Annotated in this window: 19 protein-coding genes and 1 pseudogene; 10 read left to right on the top strand and 10 right to left on the bottom strand. The window is 64.7% G+C overall.

Translation table 11 applies throughout. The features are described from left to right. Nucleotides 1–156: 156 nt before the first annotated feature. Nucleotides 157–1,562 (top strand): annotated as a pseudogene (locus tag ABCW42_RS02415) (Nramp family divalent metal transporter). A gap of 535 nt (nucleotides 1,563–2,097) precedes the next feature. Here the strand turns inward: ABCW42_RS02415 and ABCW42_RS02410 are convergent. Together ABCW42_RS02410 and ABCW42_RS02405 are read right to left on the bottom strand one after the other, a co-directional pair. After that, a complete protein-coding gene (locus ABCW42_RS02410) occupies nucleotides 2,098–2,262 on the bottom strand; it encodes a hypothetical protein (RefSeq protein ID WP_423183360.1) in 165 nt (54 codons plus the stop codon). Between the two features lie 2 nt (nucleotides 2,263–2,264). Further along, nucleotides 2,265–2,408, bottom strand: a complete 144-nt coding sequence (locus ABCW42_RS02405) for a hypothetical protein (RefSeq protein WP_423183359.1) — start codon at nucleotides 2,406–2,408, stop codon at nucleotides 2,265–2,267. Nucleotides 2,409–2,758: 350 nt separating this feature from the next. Between ABCW42_RS02405 and ABCW42_RS02400 the strand changes: the two genes are divergently transcribed. Beyond that, nucleotides 2,759–3,733 (top strand): hypothetical protein, encoded by a 975-nt coding sequence (locus tag ABCW42_RS02400; protein ID WP_423183358.1) that lies wholly within the window; start codon nucleotides 2,759–2,761, stop codon nucleotides 3,731–3,733. On the opposite strand, the gene ABCW42_RS02395 is transcribed toward ABCW42_RS02400, so the two are convergent. Beyond that, complete coding sequence (locus ABCW42_RS02395; RefSeq protein ID WP_423183357.1) at nucleotides 3,734–4,246, bottom strand: VOC family protein; 513 nt, start codon at nucleotides 4,244–4,246, stop codon at nucleotides 3,734–3,736. 65 nt (nucleotides 4,247–4,311) lie between these two features. Here ABCW42_RS02395 and ABCW42_RS02390 point away from each other — a divergent pair, with 65 nt between their 5' ends. Beyond that, entirely contained in the window at nucleotides 4,312–5,103 is a 792-nt protein-coding gene (locus tag ABCW42_RS02390; protein WP_423183356.1) for a helix-turn-helix domain-containing protein, read from the top strand. Between the two features lie 966 nt (nucleotides 5,104–6,069). After that, nucleotides 6,070–6,375 (top strand): hypothetical protein, encoded by a 306-nt coding sequence (locus ABCW42_RS02385; protein ID WP_423183355.1) that lies wholly within the window; start codon nucleotides 6,070–6,072, stop codon nucleotides 6,373–6,375. Between the two features lie 147 nt (nucleotides 6,376–6,522). Here ABCW42_RS02385 and ABCW42_RS02380 read toward each other — a convergent pair whose 3' ends face one another. Then, nucleotides 6,523–7,602 carry a YihY/virulence factor BrkB family protein gene (locus ABCW42_RS02380; protein ID WP_423183354.1) on the bottom strand — a complete coding sequence of 360 codons (1,080 nt, stop codon included), beginning with the start codon at nucleotides 7,600–7,602 and terminating at the stop codon, nucleotides 6,523–6,525. Nucleotides 7,603–7,981: 379 nt separating this feature from the next. Here ABCW42_RS02380 and ABCW42_RS02375 point away from each other — a divergent pair, with 379 nt between their 5' ends. Continuing rightward, nucleotides 7,982–8,254, top strand: coding sequence for a hypothetical protein (locus ABCW42_RS02375; RefSeq protein ID WP_423183353.1), 273 nt, complete (start codon nucleotides 7,982–7,984; stop codon nucleotides 8,252–8,254). A gap of 96 nt (nucleotides 8,255–8,350) precedes the next feature. Here the strand turns inward: ABCW42_RS02375 and ABCW42_RS02370 are convergent, their stop codons facing one another. From ABCW42_RS02370 to ABCW42_RS02345, 6 genes are all read right to left on the bottom strand, one after another. Then, on the bottom strand, nucleotides 8,351–8,830 hold the full coding sequence (locus ABCW42_RS02370) for a MarR family winged helix-turn-helix transcriptional regulator (protein WP_423183352.1): 480 nt from the start codon (nucleotides 8,828–8,830) through the stop codon (nucleotides 8,351–8,353). A gap of 137 nt (nucleotides 8,831–8,967) precedes the next feature. Continuing rightward, a complete protein-coding gene (locus ABCW42_RS02365) occupies nucleotides 8,968–9,147 on the bottom strand; it encodes a hypothetical protein (RefSeq protein ID WP_423183351.1) in 180 nt (59 codons plus the stop codon). Between the two features lie 40 nt (nucleotides 9,148–9,187). Continuing rightward, nucleotides 9,188–10,831 carry an amidohydrolase gene (locus ABCW42_RS02360; protein WP_423183350.1) on the bottom strand — a complete coding sequence of 548 codons (1,644 nt, stop codon included), beginning with the start codon at nucleotides 10,829–10,831 and terminating at the stop codon, nucleotides 9,188–9,190. Between the two features lie 30 nt (nucleotides 10,832–10,861). Next, nucleotides 10,862–12,148 carry an MFS transporter gene (locus ABCW42_RS02355; protein ID WP_423183349.1) on the bottom strand — a complete coding sequence of 429 codons (1,287 nt, stop codon included), beginning with the start codon at nucleotides 12,146–12,148 and terminating at the stop codon, nucleotides 10,862–10,864. A gap of 145 nt (nucleotides 12,149–12,293) precedes the next feature. Then, nucleotides 12,294–12,914: a TetR/AcrR family transcriptional regulator C-terminal domain-containing protein gene (locus ABCW42_RS02350; RefSeq protein ID WP_423183348.1), complete on the bottom strand. Its 621-nt coding sequence runs from the start codon at nucleotides 12,912–12,914 to the stop codon at nucleotides 12,294–12,296. A gap of 60 nt (nucleotides 12,915–12,974) precedes the next feature. Continuing rightward, nucleotides 12,975–13,703: a hypothetical protein gene (locus ABCW42_RS02345; protein WP_423183347.1), complete on the bottom strand. Its 729-nt coding sequence runs from the start codon at nucleotides 13,701–13,703 to the stop codon at nucleotides 12,975–12,977. 131 nt (nucleotides 13,704–13,834) lie between these two features. Here ABCW42_RS02345 and ABCW42_RS02340 point away from each other — a divergent pair, with 131 nt between their 5' ends. From ABCW42_RS02340 to ABCW42_RS02320, 5 genes are read left to right on the top strand one after another with little or no spacing between them, the layout of a single operon-like run. After that, nucleotides 13,835–14,968, top strand: a complete 1,134-nt coding sequence (locus ABCW42_RS02340; RefSeq protein WP_423183346.1) for a sulfite oxidase — start codon at nucleotides 13,835–13,837, stop codon at nucleotides 14,966–14,968. A 3-nt stretch (nucleotides 14,969–14,971) separates the two neighbouring features. After that, nucleotides 14,972–15,544 carry an SRPBCC family protein gene (locus ABCW42_RS02335; RefSeq protein ID WP_423183345.1) on the top strand — a complete coding sequence of 191 codons (573 nt, stop codon included), beginning with the start codon at nucleotides 14,972–14,974 and terminating at the stop codon, nucleotides 15,542–15,544. Beyond that, complete coding sequence (locus ABCW42_RS02330) at nucleotides 15,537–15,932, top strand: hypothetical protein (RefSeq protein ID WP_423183344.1); 396 nt, start codon at nucleotides 15,537–15,539, stop codon at nucleotides 15,930–15,932. Before ABCW42_RS02335 ends, ABCW42_RS02330 begins: the two co-directional genes overlap by 8 nt. Nucleotides 15,933–15,941: 9 nt before the next feature. After that, on the top strand, nucleotides 15,942–17,138 hold the full coding sequence (locus tag ABCW42_RS02325; RefSeq protein WP_423183343.1) for a cation:proton antiporter: 1,197 nt from the start codon (nucleotides 15,942–15,944) through the stop codon (nucleotides 17,136–17,138). Between the two features lie 56 nt (nucleotides 17,139–17,194). Further along, nucleotides 17,195–17,845 carry a hypothetical protein gene (locus tag ABCW42_RS02320; protein WP_423183342.1) on the top strand — a complete coding sequence of 217 codons (651 nt, stop codon included), beginning with the start codon at nucleotides 17,195–17,197 and terminating at the stop codon, nucleotides 17,843–17,845. Nucleotides 17,846–17,892 lie beyond the last annotated feature (47 nt).

The following is a 17,892-nucleotide window of genomic DNA, read 5'->3' as shown; positions in this document are numbered from 1 at the left end:
GGACCGGCGCGTAAACGGCGCGCCCCGGCAGTTTCTGCAGAAAATGATCCAAACCGGTGCTTTAGCGATCGGGGGCCCTTTGGGCATAGGCTGAAGCATGACTTGGATACTCAGCATGCTTACTATCTAGCGCCCTGTGAAGAGCCGGAGGACGGCATGAGCTCCCGGGGCATGAGCTCCCGGGACGCAACCGAACGTCCCGGAATGGCCGCGGCCGGAAGCGGCAACCCGGAGGATTCCGCCAATCGGGGGAATCCGGCTCCAGACAGGAAACGATCACCGATCCGGCGGTTCCTCGGTCTGCTCGGTCCGGGCCTGGTCACCGGTTCGGCCGATGATGACCCGTCCGGCATCGCGACCTACGCCCAGGTGGGCGCCGCGTTTTCCAACGGCATGCTCTGGGCCGCGCCGGTGACCTTGCCGATGATGATGGCGGTCCAGGAGATCTGCGACCGCACCGCGCTGGCCACCGGGGACAGCCTGGGCAGGCTGGCCCGCCGGAAGTTCTCGCGCAAACCGCGGGTGGTGATCGGGATCCTCATCGTCGCGCTACTCGGGGCGAACACCCTGAACGCGGCGGCGGACCTCATGGCGGTCGGGCAGGGCATGGAACTTTTCGGCGCCGGCCCGGCCCAGGCATGGAGCGCGATTGCCGGCATCGGCATAGCCATCGTGCTGGTCGCCGGCGGTTTCTCGGTCATTGCCAAGATCTTCAAGTGGCTGTGCCTGGCCCTGCTGGCCTATGTCGCGGTCCTCTTCGTGGCCAACGTGGACTGGGGGGATGTTCTGGCGGGCCTACTCGGCCTGCAGTTCCGTTTCAGCTGGGACTACCTGGGCCTGATCGTGGCCGTCCTGGGCACCACGATCTCCCTTACCTGTTCTTCTGGCAAAGCGCGCAACGCATCGAGGAACTCCGGGGAGACGATCTCGGCGGGGATAACGCCGTCGGACTGGACGACCACCCCAAACCCGCCGCACACCGCAAACTCCGCAACGCCCGCGCCGACGTGTTCATCGGCATGTTCTTCTCCGTCCTGGTCATGTTCGCCATCATCACAGCCACCGCAGCGACTCTGGGAAAGAACGGCACGGACATCAAGACCGCCGCAGACGCGGCCAGGGCCCTGGAACCCATCGCCGGGCCGGCAGCGAAGTTCCTCTTCGCCGCCGGCTTCGTCGGCTCCGGGATCCTCGCGATCCCGGTCCTCGCGGCCTCCGGCTCCGCCGGCCTCGCCGGACTGCTCGGCAAGAACTGGGGCTTCGACCGGCACCCCCGTGACGCGCGCACGTTCTATGTCCTTCTCGGCATCGGAACCATCGGCGGCGTGATCATCAGTCTCTTCGACTCCGACCCCATCGGACTGCTGGTCCTGAGCGCCATCATCAACGGCATCGCCGCCGCCCCGTTCCTCATCGTCACCATGCTCATCTCCCGGGACAAAGACCTCATGGGCCAGTACCGCAACGGAAAACTCGCCGCCACCCTGGGCTGGGGCACCACCGCCATCATGCTCATCGCCGGCGCCATCGGCATCTGGACCACCGTCACCGGCAGCGCCTGAACCCCCCGCAACGACCCGCCGGCACCCAGAAAACCGGCCGGTTTACAGCTTGGCCGCTAGTACAACGGGCTATCATCCGGCGCGTCCGCTTTCGGAGCGCTTGTTCACGCCGGTGCCGGATCCTTCCTGCTCATGCGTGGGCGCGAAAGTCAGGGTCCGGAGGGTAACCGGGCCCTGGCGGGATTCCCTCCGCGAGCGTGACGTTGTCGACTACGCGTGTTCGCCGAAGCACCGGTTTCGGCACCCGCCTGGAGTAGCCGGAAAAGCTCAAGTGAGTTTCGCACGCGCCGCCGGGCTCACGTTGCAGTGCCCGAAGAGCGCGTTCAAACCGGGCACAGACCCTCACCACCGGGAGCCAGGCTCCGGCAACCAACCCCGGCAGGCCTCCCGGGACGGTGCATCAACTCCTACCCGTCCCCGCGCACGCAAGACCTGCCAGGTTCACCATGGCCGCCAAACTCACAAGAACTCACAAGCCGGTCTGTGACCGGGCATCGTTGAGACCCCACCGAGGTGAGCGGGGTGTCTGCGCGGTTCACGGCTTTGCCGTGCGGGCAAGGAAGATCCCGGTGCGTTGGAAGGCTCGGACGTCGAGCATCGTCCAGAGCCCCAGGACAACCGCGCCGGCAACGGTGAACCAGGAGTCGAGGCGGACGTCCCGGATGGCGGTCGCTTCGGCAAGGAGGAGAAGGGGCAGCACGTTCAGATGAGCACGGTGGCAAGGTTCTTGAGCGATTGCACGGCGGTGGCCCGTGAGACGACCAGATGGCCCGGAACAACGGGTGCCTTCAAGAGAATTTGGCGCCGGATATGCCTGCGTTCCTCGTCCTCCCAGGACAGCAGCACGTTGGTCTGCCCACTTCCGCGACGGGTGCGATCCTCTTCGCGATGTACCCTGAAAAGGGTCAAATCCCACCGCCCCCGCCAAATTAAAATTCCCCAGGCAATCGCCTCGGGGAATTTTCATTCGCGAGCCTTTATGCTGAGCCTGCAATCAACTTACGCAGCTCGATTTCGATTCCACGGTCCTGGAAGGCTCCATGTCGCTACCATCCCCGCCTGAACCTAACCTGCCTTTCCAGCCCGTCCCCGGACCAGGACAACACGCGGCTCCCGCCCCGTTGACACCGCCCGCCCCGTTTACGCCCGGTGGTCCTCCGCCGTCGTGGCGTCCCCCGTTGCCGCCGGGAGTGCGGGTGCCAAACCTTTTCTCATGGTTGTTGGTGGCCTCGGTTGGAGCGAGGCTCCTCCTTTTCCTTTGGCAGTCCAGCCTCGGTTTGGCCTTCCTGGACGCAAGCGCCTCGGCGGATACGAAGGCACTGCAGTCGCTTGCACCCCAAATGCTTCTGCTCGCAGCAGTAAGCCTGGCGTTGACGGTGGTGACGATTCTTTTCGGGTTCTTCGACTGGCGCCAGTTAAAGAAGGCTGGAGTCGTTCGTCCATTCCACTGGGCGTGGGTCTTCCTTGGCGGAGTGGTGTACATGATCGGCCGGGCAGTCGTCTTGTCAAAGGTAGTCCGGTCTCGATACCTGGCCCCCACCGTCGCGTTCTCAGGCGCCTGGGCTGTCCTCATGGGCACCATCCCCGCCGTGGCGTTCGCGGCAGTCTTGAACCACGGACCGGACTTCTCGAATCAAACGCTGCCATCGCCGTCGGGCCCTGGTGACAACCGCGCCGTCGCCAGCACCGCGGACGGTTTCACGGCGTCCTTCAGCGCCGTGCCGAAGTTGACCACCAAAACCCCGAGAACCGTGTACGGGGCCACCGTCACCGAGCGGACCTGGTCCGTTGCCGGGAAGGGGTATACCGCGCAAGAGGTGACCGCGGCGCGGTTCTCCTGCAGGCCAACAGCGACAAGCAAGGAGGCAACAGCGCTGACGATACAGCAGACTATCCTCAGCCGCTTCGCCGCCCAAGCAACCGGCAGCCCATCCGTGGACGGTACCGAGGTAACAAGCAATAGCTTCTCCACCACCCGCAGGGTGTTGATCTCCTTCACGAACAAGTCGACCGGGGAAAAGCTGACCGCCCACACCGTGATCGTTGCCCGCGAGGCGGGGTACGTCGTCGCGATCGCCCTGGACCCTACCGGTAGTGGCGACACCTCTTTCATCGATTCTTTCCACCCCACGGACAGGACAGTGGCGCCTCAACGTTGCGCCACCACCTGATCAGCCCTGCTTCGCCGCCCATTCTTCGACGCGACGGTTGCTTTCCTCTTCGGATAGGTCCTCCACGCGGGTCATGATCGACCACCGGACACCGAATGGATCCCGAATGCTGGCGTAGCGGTCGCCCGAGACGAAGGTGGACAGCGGTTCGCGGATCGTGGCTCCGGCCTGCTCCGCGCGTCGCACCAGGCCGTCGGCGTCCTGGCAGTACAGGCCGAGGGAGTAGCAGTCGTCGTCGCCCATTGGTGCCGGAACCAGGTGGTATTCGGGGTTGGGTTCGCCGAGTTGGAGGTGGCCGTTCCCGAAGTCGAGTTCTGCGTGGACCACCGCTCCGCCCATCTCCGTGCTGCCGACAACGCGTGCGCCGAACACGTGCCTGTAAAACGCGATCGCGTCCTTGGCATTCGGTACGGCGAGGAACGGTGTGAGGCTCGTCAGGCCATTCGGGATTCCGTGCGTGGTGTGCTTTCCGTGGGCGGCCGTGGTTGCTTCGGTGCTTGTAGTATCTGTCATGTTCACGACGCTACGCGACGGGATTTCAGCGTGCTTGGAGATTCGCGACAGGAATGAAGAGAACCATGGAGAGTTCGTTCAAAGGGATCCTGTACCCGGCCCGGCTGCCTGCTTTCCACCGGCTCCCGGCGCCGGCGTCCGTTGCGGAGCTCGTCCAATGGTTCTGGATTCCCGAGTGGGACATCGAGCCTGGCCGCACGTCCCGACAGCATCTGATCGCATACCCGAGCTGCAACCTGGTGGTCCAGCCCGACGGCGTCGCCTTCTCCGGTCCGAGCACTCGTGCCGCCCACCGAGACCTGCGCGGTAAGGGTTGGGCGGTCGGCGCACTGCTGCGCCCCGCGGCCGTGCCCCTGTTCACCGATGACCCGGGGAGCCTGCGGGACACCGAAGTGGATTTCCCTGCGGAAAAGCTGCGCCTTTCCGTATCGGACGCAATGAACGCGCACGACGGCGGCACTCACCGCGAGCGGGCAGTGGAGGCCTTCGTCGGGTGGCTGGCTTCCGTTGCCGGGCCGGCGATGTCAGAGGAAGCAGTGTTGGCGAACCGGCTCATGGACGTGGTCGCCTCGGATGCCTCCCTCGTCCGGGTGGAGGACGTTGCCTCTGCGTTGGCGGTATCGACGCGCACTTTGCAGCGGGTGGCCAAGAAGTACATCGGCCTCAGCCCTGCCGCCCTGATCCGCCGTCGAAGGCTCCAGGACGCGGCCGAACGCGCGCGACTTGATCCCGGAGTCGATTTGTCCGTCCTCGCCGCCGAGCTGGGCTACGCCGATCACGCGCACCTGACGAACGACTTCCGGAAATACCTCGGGTTTACGCCAAGCACCTACCGCCAAGCCGTGGCCGGGGACTAAACCTCCGCGCGTTTCGGCCTCTCCGCTGCCCGTCCCGTCTGGTCCCGTCCCGTCTGGCCCCGTCCCGTCTGGCCCCGACCCGCGGAGTTTGTGTACAGATACCACCCCTTAACGACGGGTTTAAGGGGTGTCATCTGTACACAAACCCTGCGCGCGGCGCTCCTTGTGAATATTCGATAGCTTGGTATTGTGTAGCTGTCCCGCCAGTTACCCCCAATGCTGGCGGGACATTTTCATTCCATGACGCTTGTCAGATCGTCAATTCACCCATTCGGTCCCAGCTGTCGCCGTCGAGTCCGCGGCGTCCCGGCCGGTGCCTGGGGCACGTCCTGCATGGCTTTCTTAAAATCCCGGCGGCCTCGCTAGATCACGAGTACCACTGCCACTCCGGCGGCGCCCAGCCGGAAGGGACTTGGTGGTTGTCAGTCAGGCCGCATTTTGCGCAGCTATAGCTCACCGACGGCGGCTTCAGTCCACTGCCGTCGACGGCGTAAACCTCCGGAATGTACTCATGGAAAATCAAGGAAAACCCGGGACCACACTGGCCGCAGGCAGGAATCCGGGGCTTGCGTGCCGTAACAGAAGAATGATGAGCGGTACTTCGATGTCCAGTCCGTGCAAGTGGCATGTTTCTCCTTCACGTTTTCGTCATCCTGGAATCGGCATTGACCCCATGTTGCAAAAGTCCGCGACTAAGCGCCTACGTCGTGCGGGAATCCGACGGGCAGCCGGGAGGTAATGGCTAAAACTGTATGCCAGCTTTCCCGGAAGAGCCATGGTTAATCAAGAAGCGATGGTCCACATTCGGTTATCCTCAAAAGCGCCCGTGAGCGGGCAAAATGCTGCGATTGAAGCACCTAACACCCGAAAAGAACACCGCCCGTAATGACTGTTGCCTCCATCACATCTTGCACTTAGTGTTGTCCCCGGGCCGCAGCGTCGCGGTTCCAGATCGGAAGAGGACTCATGACTGAAAAAATCCGGCTTCTCGTAAACATGGACATCGATTGTGCCCAGGTCCGCATCACCGCCCATGGGCACCTAACCTCCCGAAGCCTCGACGCCCTCTACGTCGTCATGAGGCGGGCAAATGCCCTCATGGACGGTCTCGCCCTGGAAGTGGACGTCACCAGCGCGGATGTGGACCCCGCCGCCTTGGACGCGCTCCAGTTCTGCTCCCAGTCCCACCATCTCCCGGCCCTCATCGACCCGCAGCAATGCGAGGTCAACGTCTCCGTACTTTCCGCGGCCGATCTCGCAATGGCGGCCTGAGTCCAGCTAGTGGCACTTTGGCCCGCGGCGGTCCTTGTTTCGGCGGTCCTTGTTTCACAGTCCGGCGCCACAAGGGACGGGATCGTAAACAAGCGTCCCATGCATGGCAGCACCGCCCGGGCGTGACCCAGCACAGTCGGCACTGCGTCACTCCCGTCGCTCGTCGCCCTCACTCCCCCGCTTCTCACCAGCGGTGTGCGCGTAACTTGCGGATTCCTTGTCGCGCTCCTGTTCTTCCTCGCTGCGCTTGGTCGCGCGGGGCTGGAGTTGGATGGTGTCCTCGGCATTGATTCCGGCTTGGAGTTCGCGGCCGCGTTCGGTCTCGGCGTCGAGCTCGGCCCCGAAAAGCAGGGACATGTTCAGGATCCAGAGCCATAGGAGCATCACGATCACGCCGCCGATGGCTCCGTAGGTCTTGTTGTAGTTGGCGAAGTTTGCCACGTAGAAACCGAATCCCAAAGATGCCAGCACGAAGATCACCAGGGCAGTGAACGATCCAATGCTCATCCAACGGAACTTGGGCTGCTTCACGTTTGGCGTGGCGTAATAAAGGACGGCAATGATGACTATGACCAACAGCACCACCACCGGCCACTTGAAGATATTCCAAGCCAAGAGAAGGCCTTCGCCGATGCCTATGGAACTTCCGACCGCATCCGCAACGGGGCCGCTCAACGCCAACATCGCCGCAATCACTGCCGCGATGATCACACCCAGGACGGTCACGCCGAGCATCGTGCCACGGAGCTTGACGAAGCCGCGGCCTTCGTCCACTTCGTAAATGCGGTTCATTGCCCGGCTGAACGCACCCACGTACCCCGACGCCGACCAAAGTGCGGTCAACAGGCCGATTACCAGGGTGAATCCTGAAGCTGGCGACGTGGTCAGCTCTTCTATCGGTTGCCGGATGGTATCCACGGTGCTTCCGGGCGCGATGCTCCGGACAACATCCAGGAGGGCTCCCGTCAATTTTCCTTGCCCGAAGATCCCGAGAAGCGACACCAAAGCCAGCAACGCCGGGAAGAGTGAAAGCACGCCGTAGTAAGTGAGCCCGGCGGCCGCGTCGGGGCAATTGTCCTTGCCGAATTCACGGAGCGTCCTCTTCGCTATGTACTTCCACGTAGGTTTCGTCACCTCCGTAGGACTTTTCGGCTTCCGCGGATCGTCCGGGGCCGGGGCGGTTTCCGCTTTGGCCGTGCTGGTTTCGCGAGGCTGGCTGTTTGTCATCCCTGCCCTCTTTCCAAGATCGACTAGCGATCAAAACGAGAAATGCTGGCATAAGAATGGTAAGCACACTTAGTAATTAGGGCTAAGATTTGACTATAACGATCCTTCCTGCAGCGCCACGTACAGGACGGCGTGTTGCTGTGTGCCTCGTTCCGCGGATAGAGTCAGGGTGGGTTATGCAGCCGGCCCTCGGAACTCTTTCCATGGAGTGATCCTTGATCCGCAGTAAGCCGTACCCATTTCCCATCGTCATCCCGAATTATCGCGTCGTCCAGAATTTCCGCGTCGTCCAGAATTTCCGCGTGGCTGGACAGCACGCCGGAGCCACGGTGGTAGCCGGACGATGAACACCTTCCTCGCTTCTTGCCTCAATGGTGAGATGGACCCCATCGTCGGACTAGCGCGATTGTCGGACGAGGACCTTGCCACATTGGCAGACGCCCTGTTCCGGCACCTCGACGCCGGTAAACCCGAGTTTGGTGCCCAATCCTGGTACGACTCCGTGAGGGAAGAAATCGCCGCCCGCGCGGCCCGCGGTACCGTGAAGGCAGACGTGATCGCACTGCACGGCACGGGACTGCACGACGGCGGAGCAGCGGCCAGTGCCGAACCTGCCGATGCGACAACACCTGAGCCGGATCTGGCCGGTTAAGCGACCGACCGGGTAAGGGGACAGCCCGCGCCAAGGGTCGCCGTCGTAATTCCCGCCCCTAGCCCTCAAGCGGTGCGCGGTTCGCCAAGCGGTGCCCTATTCCTCTGGCGCCAAGGGCGCATGGTGCCCGTTGAGGGCGGCTCCGGCCGGAACGGGCACTTGGCGGTCGGCAAGTTCGCGAACCACTACCTTCAACTCCTGCCGGAACATCGAGACATCGATGGGCACATCCGCCAGGACACGTTTCTCGGCCTCCTCGGCGCGTTCAAGCGCTTGGGCGCCATGGTTCGTCAGGGAGACGACGTGCACCCGGCGGTCCTCGGAACTGCGACGGCGGGAGATGTGGCCGTGGACTTCAAGCCTGTTGAGGGTCTGGCCCATTGTTTGGGCCTGTACGCGCACGATCTGCGCCAGCATGGTCTGCGTGATGGGGCCCGTAACGGCAAGGACTTCCAAGGCGATAACGCCAGCGTGGGTCAGGCCAATAGCCCTGAGGTTTTCATCCCAAGAATGTTCCACAAGCCGCGCCGCTGTAGAAAGCAAGCGCCCGGTGGGCCAACGCTCAATGTCCGGCATATTTCCCATTGTACGCGCACTCGGATTTGACCCGGCGGCGCGGTCGCCGGGCGGGCGAAGGGGTCAACCCGGCCGGCTCCGCGGGCGCGCCCGCTAGCGGTTTTGAGCGCGCCCGCTAACGGTTTTGAGCGCGCCCGCTAACGGTTTTGAGTACGACGGCGGCGCTTGAGCCAGGCGGCCGCGCCCCACAACGCGACGATCAAGCAGGCGACCGCCACTATCCCCCGCCACCACACGAATGGCTGCCACAAGGCGAAAATCAGGGCCCAGACGACGAATACACCGCTCACGTCGAGTCGAGGTGCCCTGATCTTCATGAATGTCTCCTTATGTGTCCAGCACTGCCGAATCCCAACCCTACCCGCGGTAGCGTACCTTTCCGCCCACTACTGTGATGGCGACCGAAGCGGTCAGCAGCGAGTCGAGTCCGGCGTCGAACGGGTTGGTATCCAAGACCACGAAGTCGGCGAGCATACCTGTGGCGAGGCGGCCCAATTCGTGGTCCCGACGGCAAGAGTAGGCGGCGTCGCGGGTGGCGTGGCCCAGGGCATCGGCCAAGGTCAGCGCGTACTTGGGCAGGTTGGCGGGCAGGCTTGGATCCAGCGCGGATTTGCGCGTGGTGGCGATGTACATGTTGGGCAGGGGTTCGTGCGGCGCAGTGGGGGCGTCCGATCCGAGCGCGAGGGTGGCCCCGGCATCGGTGAATTCCGTCCAAGGGTAGGCGCGGTCCACGCGGTGGTCACCAAGCATTGCGCGCCAGTTTTCCTGCACGGCCGGATCGGCGTGGACGGGCTGCATCGACGCCACGACGCCCAGGCGGGCGAGACGCTGGATGCTCTCTTCCGTGACCGTCTCCATGTGCTCGATCCGGTGCCGCCGGGCCTTCTGGCCGTTGACGGCGTTGGCGTACTCCAGCGCATCGAGCGCTACCTCGGACGCGAGGTCGCCGATCGCATGGATGGCCACTTGGAGTCCCTCGGCGTCGGCGGCTGCGACCACCGGATTAAGATATTCCGCGGGCCAAATGAGGTCCGCGTTGCTGCCATCGGAGTACGGCTTCTTCATCGCGGCGGTGCACCCGTCGATCACGCCGTCGGCAATGATCTTGATCCCGACAACCCGCAGCCAGGGCGTATCGATCTCCCGGCTCAACTCCGCGGCACGGGCCACTTGGGCGAGATTCTCTTCCCGGTTTCCGCTCGGGGCCACGAGCCAGTGCGCGTTGACGCGCAATGGAAGAGCACCTTCCCCGCGCTTGAGGAGCCGCAGCAAGGCGGCCAGCTCGTCCTCGCCAAGCGCCATGTCGATCGCGCCTGTGACGCCTGTGGACAAGTAGTGTTCGAACGCCGTCGCCATGCGCTCGTCGCGCTGCTGGTCGGTGGTCAACGATGCCAGTTTCGGCCAGGCGTAGTGATGCATCGCGGTCTCCTCAAGGAAACCGGTGGCCTCGCCCGTCTCCGGGTCGCGCAGGATCCTGCCGCCGATCAGGTCCGGCGTATCCTTGTCGATGCCCATTTCGGCCAGGGCCGCGGTGTTGACCCACATCGAGTGGAGGTCGTTCGCGTCCAAGTACACCGGGCGGTCGGGTACGACGGCGTCAATCATCGCCGCGGTCGGCGCACCACCGGGAATGGCCGAGAAAAGCCAGCTCGTACCGAGAATGCGTGGGGCGTCCGGATTTGCAGCTGCGTATTCCTTGATCCGCAGCTGAATCTCCTCGAGGTCGGCGGCGTCGCGCAGGCCTACTTTCTGCATTGTGGCGCCCATCATTTCCAAATGGGTGTGGGCGTCGATGAAGCCGGGCAGGACGAACGCTCCCCCGAGGTCGACCACGGCTGGGGCCCCGATATCTCCAGGGTCTGCTCCCACCAAGCGAAGCGCCTCCGCCTCGCTGCCCACGAAGGCGAGCCGGTCGCCGTCGACGATCATCGCTTCGGCGACGCCGGCGGCATCTTCGGCGGTGAAGATCCTGGCATTTCGGTACAGGGTGCGTGTGCTCACAAGAATTCCTTCTCTGGACGATTGCTTCAGCTAGACGGCTGCTGCGTGGTGGAGGTTGATGGCTGGTTCTTGTGCCTCAGCGCGGGCGCGCGCCTCGACGCCGGCGGCCACGCGGGAGACCAGCACGAAGGGAAACAGGAGGATGAAACTGAAAGCCGAGAGGATGGCGCTCAACGGAACATAACCCAGGGCCTCCGCAACAAAGGTGCCGAACAACGGCGCGAAGGCGGAGCCGATCAGGTAGGTGCCGCTCAACGCAGCCGACCAGAATCCACGGGCGTCCAAGGCGACTGCAACCGAGACTACGTACATGAACGCCAAGGCATATACCGTGTTCCAGGCGATGATCACCAGCATGTACCAGAACGGATCGTCGGTCAGACCGGCGGCAAACTTGAGGCCGCCACCCAGGAGCAGCAGGACGATCAAAGTGGGTGTCCTGCGGAGGCGTTCGCCCGCGTAACTCGCCACCGCACCGAAAACGAGGCCACCCGCCGTCGAGATGCTCAACATGAGCCCTATTTCCTGGTCGCCAATCCCCGCATGGGCGGCTCCCATGGAACCCGCGACGGCCCACAGTGAATCCTCGCCGACAGCCCAGAGTCCAAAGCAGGCCAGGAGGCTCACTCCGGCGATCATCACGCGGCGGGACGCGCCAGCGGCCTTGCCGGGCACGGGCGGCTTGTCCGCTTCAGGCGAGCGTCCGACGTCGGGCCCGCCGTCCCGGGGTAGGGAACCGCCCGCCGCGGCGTCCGGCATCCAGCCCGCGGTAGCGGCGAACGCCAGTGCGAGGATCGCGAGGAGGCCGAAGGCGCTCAGCATTCCGACGCCGAGCAGCGGAATCAGGGCCAGCACCACTGTGACGATGGCCCGGTTGGCGAGTCCGCTGATGCCGGACATGCGGTTGGGGTTACGGAGGGCCGCGAGCGCGGCGCCGCTGGACGAGATGGCCCCGCCGCCACCAAGTCCGCCGAGGATGATCCCGGCGATGGCAAGCGGAGTCACGGGAACAAGGGCGGCGATGCCGAATCCGGCGGCCGAGAGCAGGAGCCCGATGCGGGCAACGGTGTGCCTGCCGCTCAGGGCTGTCCAACGGGAGGTCAGGAGGCAGGATATGGCCGTGCTCAACAGGCACGCGGTCATGACTGTTCCCGCCTCAGTGGGGGTGAGTCCGTGTTGGTCGACGAGCGCGATGATCATGAAGGGCACGAGGTTGGCGGCCATGAAGCCGACGACCCCGATGCCGAAGGTCGAAATTCCGCGCCGGGCGGTCAGGGCGACCCGGCCTGCAGAGTCTTGGGGAGGGGAAGTGTTCAAAGGAATCTCCACGTCTTGGGGGCCGCACCGTTGCGACTCTTCGCCGTGGCCAGTGAGGAACGGATCACTAACCGAAAGGCTTTCGTTTTAGTATCCACGCAAATGACCTACAACACAACTGTTCGGTAAAACGGGGACGCCGGCCCTACCCCCGGCCGGCCCTGTCCTTCCGCAAGCGCAGGCCCTCGATCAAGACGTCAAGGCCGAATTCGAAGGCCGTTCCGGCCCTGTCCGCTAGCTCCGAAACGCCATCCACGGCGCGCCCCAAAGCCGAATCGTTCCCCGGCTCCACCTCCCAGACGTTGCCCGGAGCTGCCAGGTCCAACGCCGCCCCGAGGGCGAAACTGTCGATCATCGCAAGGGCCGAACCGACGTCTGCCCCGGCGAAACCCGCGTCCTCCAAAGCCGAAGCCATCCGCTCATACAGCGCGATGACGTGCGCGTGCCGCACAGTCTGCATGACCAGGAGGGGTGCCGTGCGCGGATGCCGCGCAAAATTCTCCCGATAGGCGCGGATCTCGGACCGCAGCACATCCTCCCAACTGGCGTCCGCCGGGAGCGGTAAGGGTTCGCCTTCCGTGATGCGGCCCCGGACCAACTCCAGGATCTCTTCCCGCCCGGACACATGGTTGTAGATGGAGGACTGGCTCACTCCGATCCGCGCGGCCAATTTGGGCAGGCTGAAATCGCCGGTCTCGTCAATCAGTTCCAGGGCCGCTGTGACAACGGCGTCAAGGGAAATCAACGGCTTGAGCGGGCGCGCCATGGCGGGTCTCCTTGGGTGGGGTACCACCAAAGCTATCAGCGGAGCACCACGGGGAAATCCTTACAGGCCAAGGTCCTTTTCCGCGGTGACCCAGTTGCGGGCGATGGCTTTCTGGGCGTCGGCAAGCGTGACTCGGTGGGAACAGACCGCTTTGTTCAGGCGCGTCTCGATCGCGTCCTTCGGGTTGGTGGTCCCCGGAGCCCCTTCGCGGTTCGGTTCAGGCCACAAGTTGGAGACGGCGTTCGTGCCGCCGAGTTGAAGGCTGATGAGGTGGTCGTACTCGGTGGAGGACGACGGCGCCAGGCCGTATTGCTGAAGGCTCAGCTTCTTGACCTTGTCAGTGTCCGAGACGGGGGCCCGGACCGTGGTGGTGTACCCCGACTTGCAGATGGTGCTGCTGATGTTCGCCTCCGTCACGGCCGGATCGACGGCGCCCGGCGTGCACGAGGCGTCCGGAAGGATCTCGCCTTTCACGGCGTCAAGGATCCGCACTTTGCATTGGTTCGGAGTGAGGGTGAGGTCGCGGCTGACCTTGTCCGGGGAGTGGATGGCCTTCGGCGCGCTTCCCTGGGCCACCGCCGCGTCGGGGACGGCTGCCGGTCCACTGTCCCCCGGCTGGACGGGCTCGACGTCGTCCCCTGCTTCCGCGTCCGGCGTGGTGGCGGTGGCGGCCGGGGACGCCCCCGCGATCGCCTTGGCTTGCCGGCCAAGGTACCAGAGGCCTGCCGCCACGAGGATCCCGATCAGGATGGTCGTGAGGAGGACATGGGTCTTGCGTGTGAAAATCATGGTTCCTGTCAGGGGGTGGTGGGCCAGCCTCCCCTTTCTACCGCCGAACCACGGGCTGGTCCGTGAGGCGCGCAGGCAGTCCGGGCAAGCCGACTGATGACACCCCTGCGGACGGCGCCCATACTGGGATCATGAGCGTCAAGACCCGCCGCACAGCGGAGGGCGCCGCTGTTGCCACCCCGGACACCACCGCCCCAATTGCACCGACCGCCCCGACCAGCGGCCCCATCTCGCGCGAGGAACTGCAGCTCGCTTCGCGCAACCACGCCCTGCCCCTGGAGATGCTCAACTGGCCCATCACACCCGTGGGCATGCACTACCTCCTGGTGCATTTCGACGTTCCCCATATCGATCCCGTCTCCTGGCGTTTGAACATCGGCGGACTTGTGGACCATCCCCACGAATACACGCTTCACGACCTCCAGCACCGCGAGCGCCGGACTTACGCCGTCACGATGGAATGCGCCGGCAACGGCCGGTCCCGGATGGATCCCCGGCCGATGAGCCAGCCGTGGGACCAAGGCGGAGTGGGAACCGCCGAGTGGACGGGAACTCCCCTTGCGCCGTTGCTGCTCGACGCCGGTGTCTCGCCGGACGCCGTCGAACTCGTCTTCACGGGAACGGACCGCGGGATCCAAGGCGGCGTGGAGCAGCAGTACGCCCGCAGCCTGTCCGTGGCGGATGCAATGTCCGACGACGTGTTGCTCGCCTACGAGGTCAACGGCCAGGCCTTGCCGCCGCAGCACGGCTTCCCTGTTCGGCTCCTGGTTCCCGGATGGTACGGCATGACGAGCGTCAAGTGGCTGCGGTCGATCGAGGCGATCGACCACGGTTTCGATGGCTACCAGCAACTCGGTTCCTACCGGTACAGCCAAAGCGCCGACGACCCCGGCGAGCCTGTCCAGCGGATCAAGGTCCGCTCGCTCATGGCGCCGCCCGGCATTCCGGATTTCTTCACGCGGCAACGCACCGTGGACGCCGGACCGGTCCAGCTCAGCGGCCGCGCCTGGTCGGGAAACGGGACCATCGAGACGGTGGAAATCTGCGTGGACGGGGTGTGGGAGCAAGCCCAACTCCGGGCCCCGGCCGGCCCGTACGCCTGGCGCGGTTGGACCTTCACCTGGATCGCCACGCCGGGCACCCACGAGCTCGCGTGCCGGGCCACGGACTCCACGGGCGGGACCCAGCCGGACGCCCCGGAATGGAACTACCAGGGCATGGGAAACAACGACGTCCAGCGGATGACCGTGACGGTCCGGGAGTAGTAAATGGGCGGCAATTCCAAGAGCAGCACCAACTACGAATTTTTGACCGTCTGGCGCGTCGCAGCCACCCCGCGCGAGGTGATGGACATCCTGGGCGACGCCGGCACTTTGTCCCAGTGGTGGCCGTCCGTGTACTTGAGGGTGGTGCCGTTGGATCCCGGGACCCCGGACGGCACGGGCAAGGCGTTCTTATTGCATACCAAAGGGTGGCTGCCGTACACCCTCAAATGGCGGCTAACCGTCACCGAACCGATCACCGAGCGCGGTTTCGCGATCTCCGCGAGGGGCGACCTGAACGGCGTCGGGCGCTGGACTTTCGAACAGGACGGTCCGGAAACGGTGGTCACCTACGATTGGCGCGTCAGCGCCGCCAAACCCCTGCTCCGGCGGCTAAGCTGGCTGCTCAAGCCCGCCTTTTCAGCGAACCACCAGTGGGCTATGGCGCAAGGCCGGGAGGCGCTGGCGCTTGAATTGCGACGACGGCGTCCAGGCGCGGATCCCTCGAAGATCCCCCGCCCGGCACCACCCACTTTTGCAAGCCGATACCGCTGGCCAAGGAGCACGACGCATGCCTGACAACAACAAAGGGGAAGTCCGCTGGTTGACCGAACCTGAGGACCAGGACTACCCGGCCGCGGCGAACTACCTTTCCATGCTCGACTCCGACGACGTCGTTGCCACGGTGGTCGCCGCCTTGCGGTCCGCGCCGATCGTGCACCGCAAGGCGAAGGACATCCTGCGGGCCGCGAGGCTCGCACTGCTTCCCGAAGACAACGCCCACGTGGCCTCGGACCTGAAGAAGATCAGGGACGGCAAGAAGCTCTCGCCGATCCTGCTGGTCAAGGGCGACCTCGCCCGCGGCATTCCCGCCCAAGTGGCCGATGGCTACCACCGGGTGTGCGCGAGCTATTACACGGACGAGAACACGGACATCCCGCTCAAACTGGCAGACGCGCCGCGATAGGAGTAACGCGTGTCCTTCTTCCAGCTGTCGCTGATCGCCGCAGTTGCGCTCCTCGGGCCTTTGCTGGCGCTTCCGCGGAAATGGCACCTACCTGTGGTGTTGGGGCAACTGTTGGCCGGCATCGTGATCGGGCGCACGGGTTTCGCCTTGGTGAACTCGTCCGATCCCACGTTCACCTTCATGGCCGACGTCGGGTTCGCCCTCATCATGTTCGTCGCTGGAACGCACGTGCCCGTGAGGGACAAAGCCATCCGTCCGGCGCTGGGGAGCGGAGCCTTGCGTGCCGGCATCGCGGCGGTGCTGGCGGTCGCCGTCGGAATCGCCATCGCCTTCGCCTTCGGCACCGGACATGCCCCTCTTTACGTCGTGTTGCTCGCGTCGTCCTCGGCGGCCCTGGTCCTGCCGATTGTCGATTCCTTGCGGCTGGGCGGACCGAAAGTCCTCACGACGACGGCGCAGGTCGCCATAGCCGATATCGCCTGCATCGTGGCGCTTCCGCTGGCCGTGGACCCGCCGAACGCCTTGCGCGCCGCGGCAGGAGCGGCCATCGTCGCCGCATGCGCGGCCGTTCTGTTCTTCGTGCTCCGTTGGCTGGAAACCAGCGGCACGAGGGGACGCGTCCATGACGTCTCCGAGGACCGGAAGTTCGCCTTGGAGCTGCGCGTCCAGTTGGCTTTGCTGTTCGCCCTTGGCGGCCTGGCGGTTGCCGGCCACGTATCCATCATGCTGGCCGGTTTCTCCTTCGGCCTGGTGGTCTCGGCGGTCGGCGAACCGCGGCGCCTGGCCCACCAGCTCTTCGCTGTGAGCGACGGTTTCCTGGGACCGGTGTTCTTTGTGTGGCTGGGTGCGTCGCTCGACCTCCGCACGCTGGCGGGCAGCCCCAGAATGATCCTCCTCGGCATTTGCCTGGGCTTCGGAACGCTCTTGGTGCACGGTGCCTTGCGGGCGCTTGGACAGCCGCTCCCCCTCGCCATCCTCGCAGCCTCGCAATTGGGAGTACCCGTCGCCGCGGCGACCATCGGCACGCAACTGCACTTGCTGGAACCCGGAGAAGCCGCCGCCATGATCCTGGGAGCCCTCATCAGCATCGGCGCGAGCACGATCGCCGGTTCCCGCGCTGCGCGCACGTTCTCGGATGCAAAGCCTGACGAAACGGGCAAGGGGGCCGTGGCCGGGACGGCGGGAGGCTCAACGGCAACGGCCTGAGTCTAGCAACTACTAGAATTGACGGCTTGACCGGCGGTCTTGAACAGTCGATCATCATGAGACCGCTAGAAGAGGGAGGAACCGTGCACGCTTTGTCCGTCCGCGCGCCCTTCCACGCCTTGCGTTCGGGCGCGATGGCCATCACCATGGTGTCCTTGGCGGCAGCGGCGCACGTTTTCGCGGGCGGTGAGCTTCCGTCGGCGCCCGTGCTGCTGGCCGTCATTGCCCTGACCGGGCTAGCCACGACGCTGGCTACCCGGTTCAAACTCGGTTTCCTGGCCGTCGGTACCCTCCTGGGAGCGAGCCAGTTCGCCTTGCACGAGGCCTTCACCGCGTTCAGCCCTATCAACGTCACTGCCCCTGCCGCGGAAGGCCACCATTCTTCCGGCGAACACTTGCTGTCCGGCCTTGAAGCGGGAGAAGCCCACCTCCACGAACTCGACACTCCCCTGAGCTGGCTCATGCTGGGAGGCCACGTCCTTGCGACTGCCGCTTCCGCGCTGCTCTTGGCTTGGGGTGAGAAGGCCCTGTGGCAATTGGAGGCTTGGCTTCGTCCCCTTTTCCAGCTCATTCGGCTGGTTTTCAGGCCCGACGCCGGTTCCGCACCTCGCGTCCTCGGCTCACCCGACGTTTTCGTTCCCCAACCCTGGCGGAACCTCAGGCAAGACAGCAGGCGCGGCCCTCCCGCCGTCGTCGTACTTCCCTGACTCCGCCCGGCACCGCCTTCAGGTGACGGGCTCCATCACCCGCACTT

The organism is Arthrobacter sp. NyZ413, from assembly GCF_049390645.1.
Lineage (GTDB): Bacteria > Actinomycetota > Actinomycetes > Actinomycetales > Micrococcaceae > Arthrobacter.
The sequence above is the reverse complement of the archived record's forward strand: the minus strand, read 5'-3'. Positions and strand labels throughout refer to the sequence as shown.

Excerpts from the sequence above, each read along its gene's own strand:
- ABCW42_RS02335 (WP_423183345.1), top strand. The coding sequence starts at position 14,972 with ATGGGCGGCAATTCCAAGAGCAGCACCAACTACGAATTTTTGACCGTC.
- ABCW42_RS02345 (WP_423183347.1), bottom strand. The coding sequence starts at position 13,703 with ATGATTTTCACACGCAAGACCCATGTCCTCCTCACGACCATCCTGATC.
- ABCW42_RS02380 (WP_423183354.1), bottom strand. The coding sequence starts at position 7,602 with ATGACAAACAGCCAGCCTCGCGAAACCAGCACGGCCAAAGCGGAAACC.
- ABCW42_RS02370 (WP_423183352.1), bottom strand. The coding sequence starts at position 8,830 with ATGCCGGACATTGAGCGTTGGCCCACCGGGCGCTTGCTTTCTACAGCG.
- ABCW42_RS02365 (WP_423183351.1), bottom strand. The coding sequence starts at position 9,147 with ATGAAGATCAGGGCACCTCGACTCGACGTGAGCGGTGTATTCGTCGTC.
- ABCW42_RS02340 (WP_423183346.1), top strand. The coding sequence starts at position 13,835 with ATGAGCGTCAAGACCCGCCGCACAGCGGAGGGCGCCGCTGTTGCCACC.
- ABCW42_RS02330 (WP_423183344.1), top strand. The coding sequence starts at position 15,537 with ATGCCTGACAACAACAAAGGGGAAGTCCGCTGGTTGACCGAACCTGAG.
- ABCW42_RS02395 (WP_423183357.1), bottom strand. The coding sequence starts at position 4,246 with ATGACAGATACTACAAGCACCGAAGCAACCACGGCCGCCCACGGAAAG.
- ABCW42_RS02385 (WP_423183355.1), top strand. The coding sequence starts at position 6,070 with ATGACTGAAAAAATCCGGCTTCTCGTAAACATGGACATCGATTGTGCC.
- ABCW42_RS02375 (WP_423183353.1), top strand. The coding sequence starts at position 7,982 with ATGGACCCCATCGTCGGACTAGCGCGATTGTCGGACGAGGACCTTGCC.
- ABCW42_RS02350 (WP_423183348.1), bottom strand. The coding sequence starts at position 12,914 with ATGGCGCGCCCGCTCAAGCCGTTGATTTCCCTTGACGCCGTTGTCACA.
- ABCW42_RS02390 (WP_423183356.1), top strand. The coding sequence starts at position 4,312 with ATGGAGAGTTCGTTCAAAGGGATCCTGTACCCGGCCCGGCTGCCTGCT.
- ABCW42_RS02320 (WP_423183342.1), top strand. The coding sequence starts at position 17,195 with ATGAGACCGCTAGAAGAGGGAGGAACCGTGCACGCTTTGTCCGTCCGC.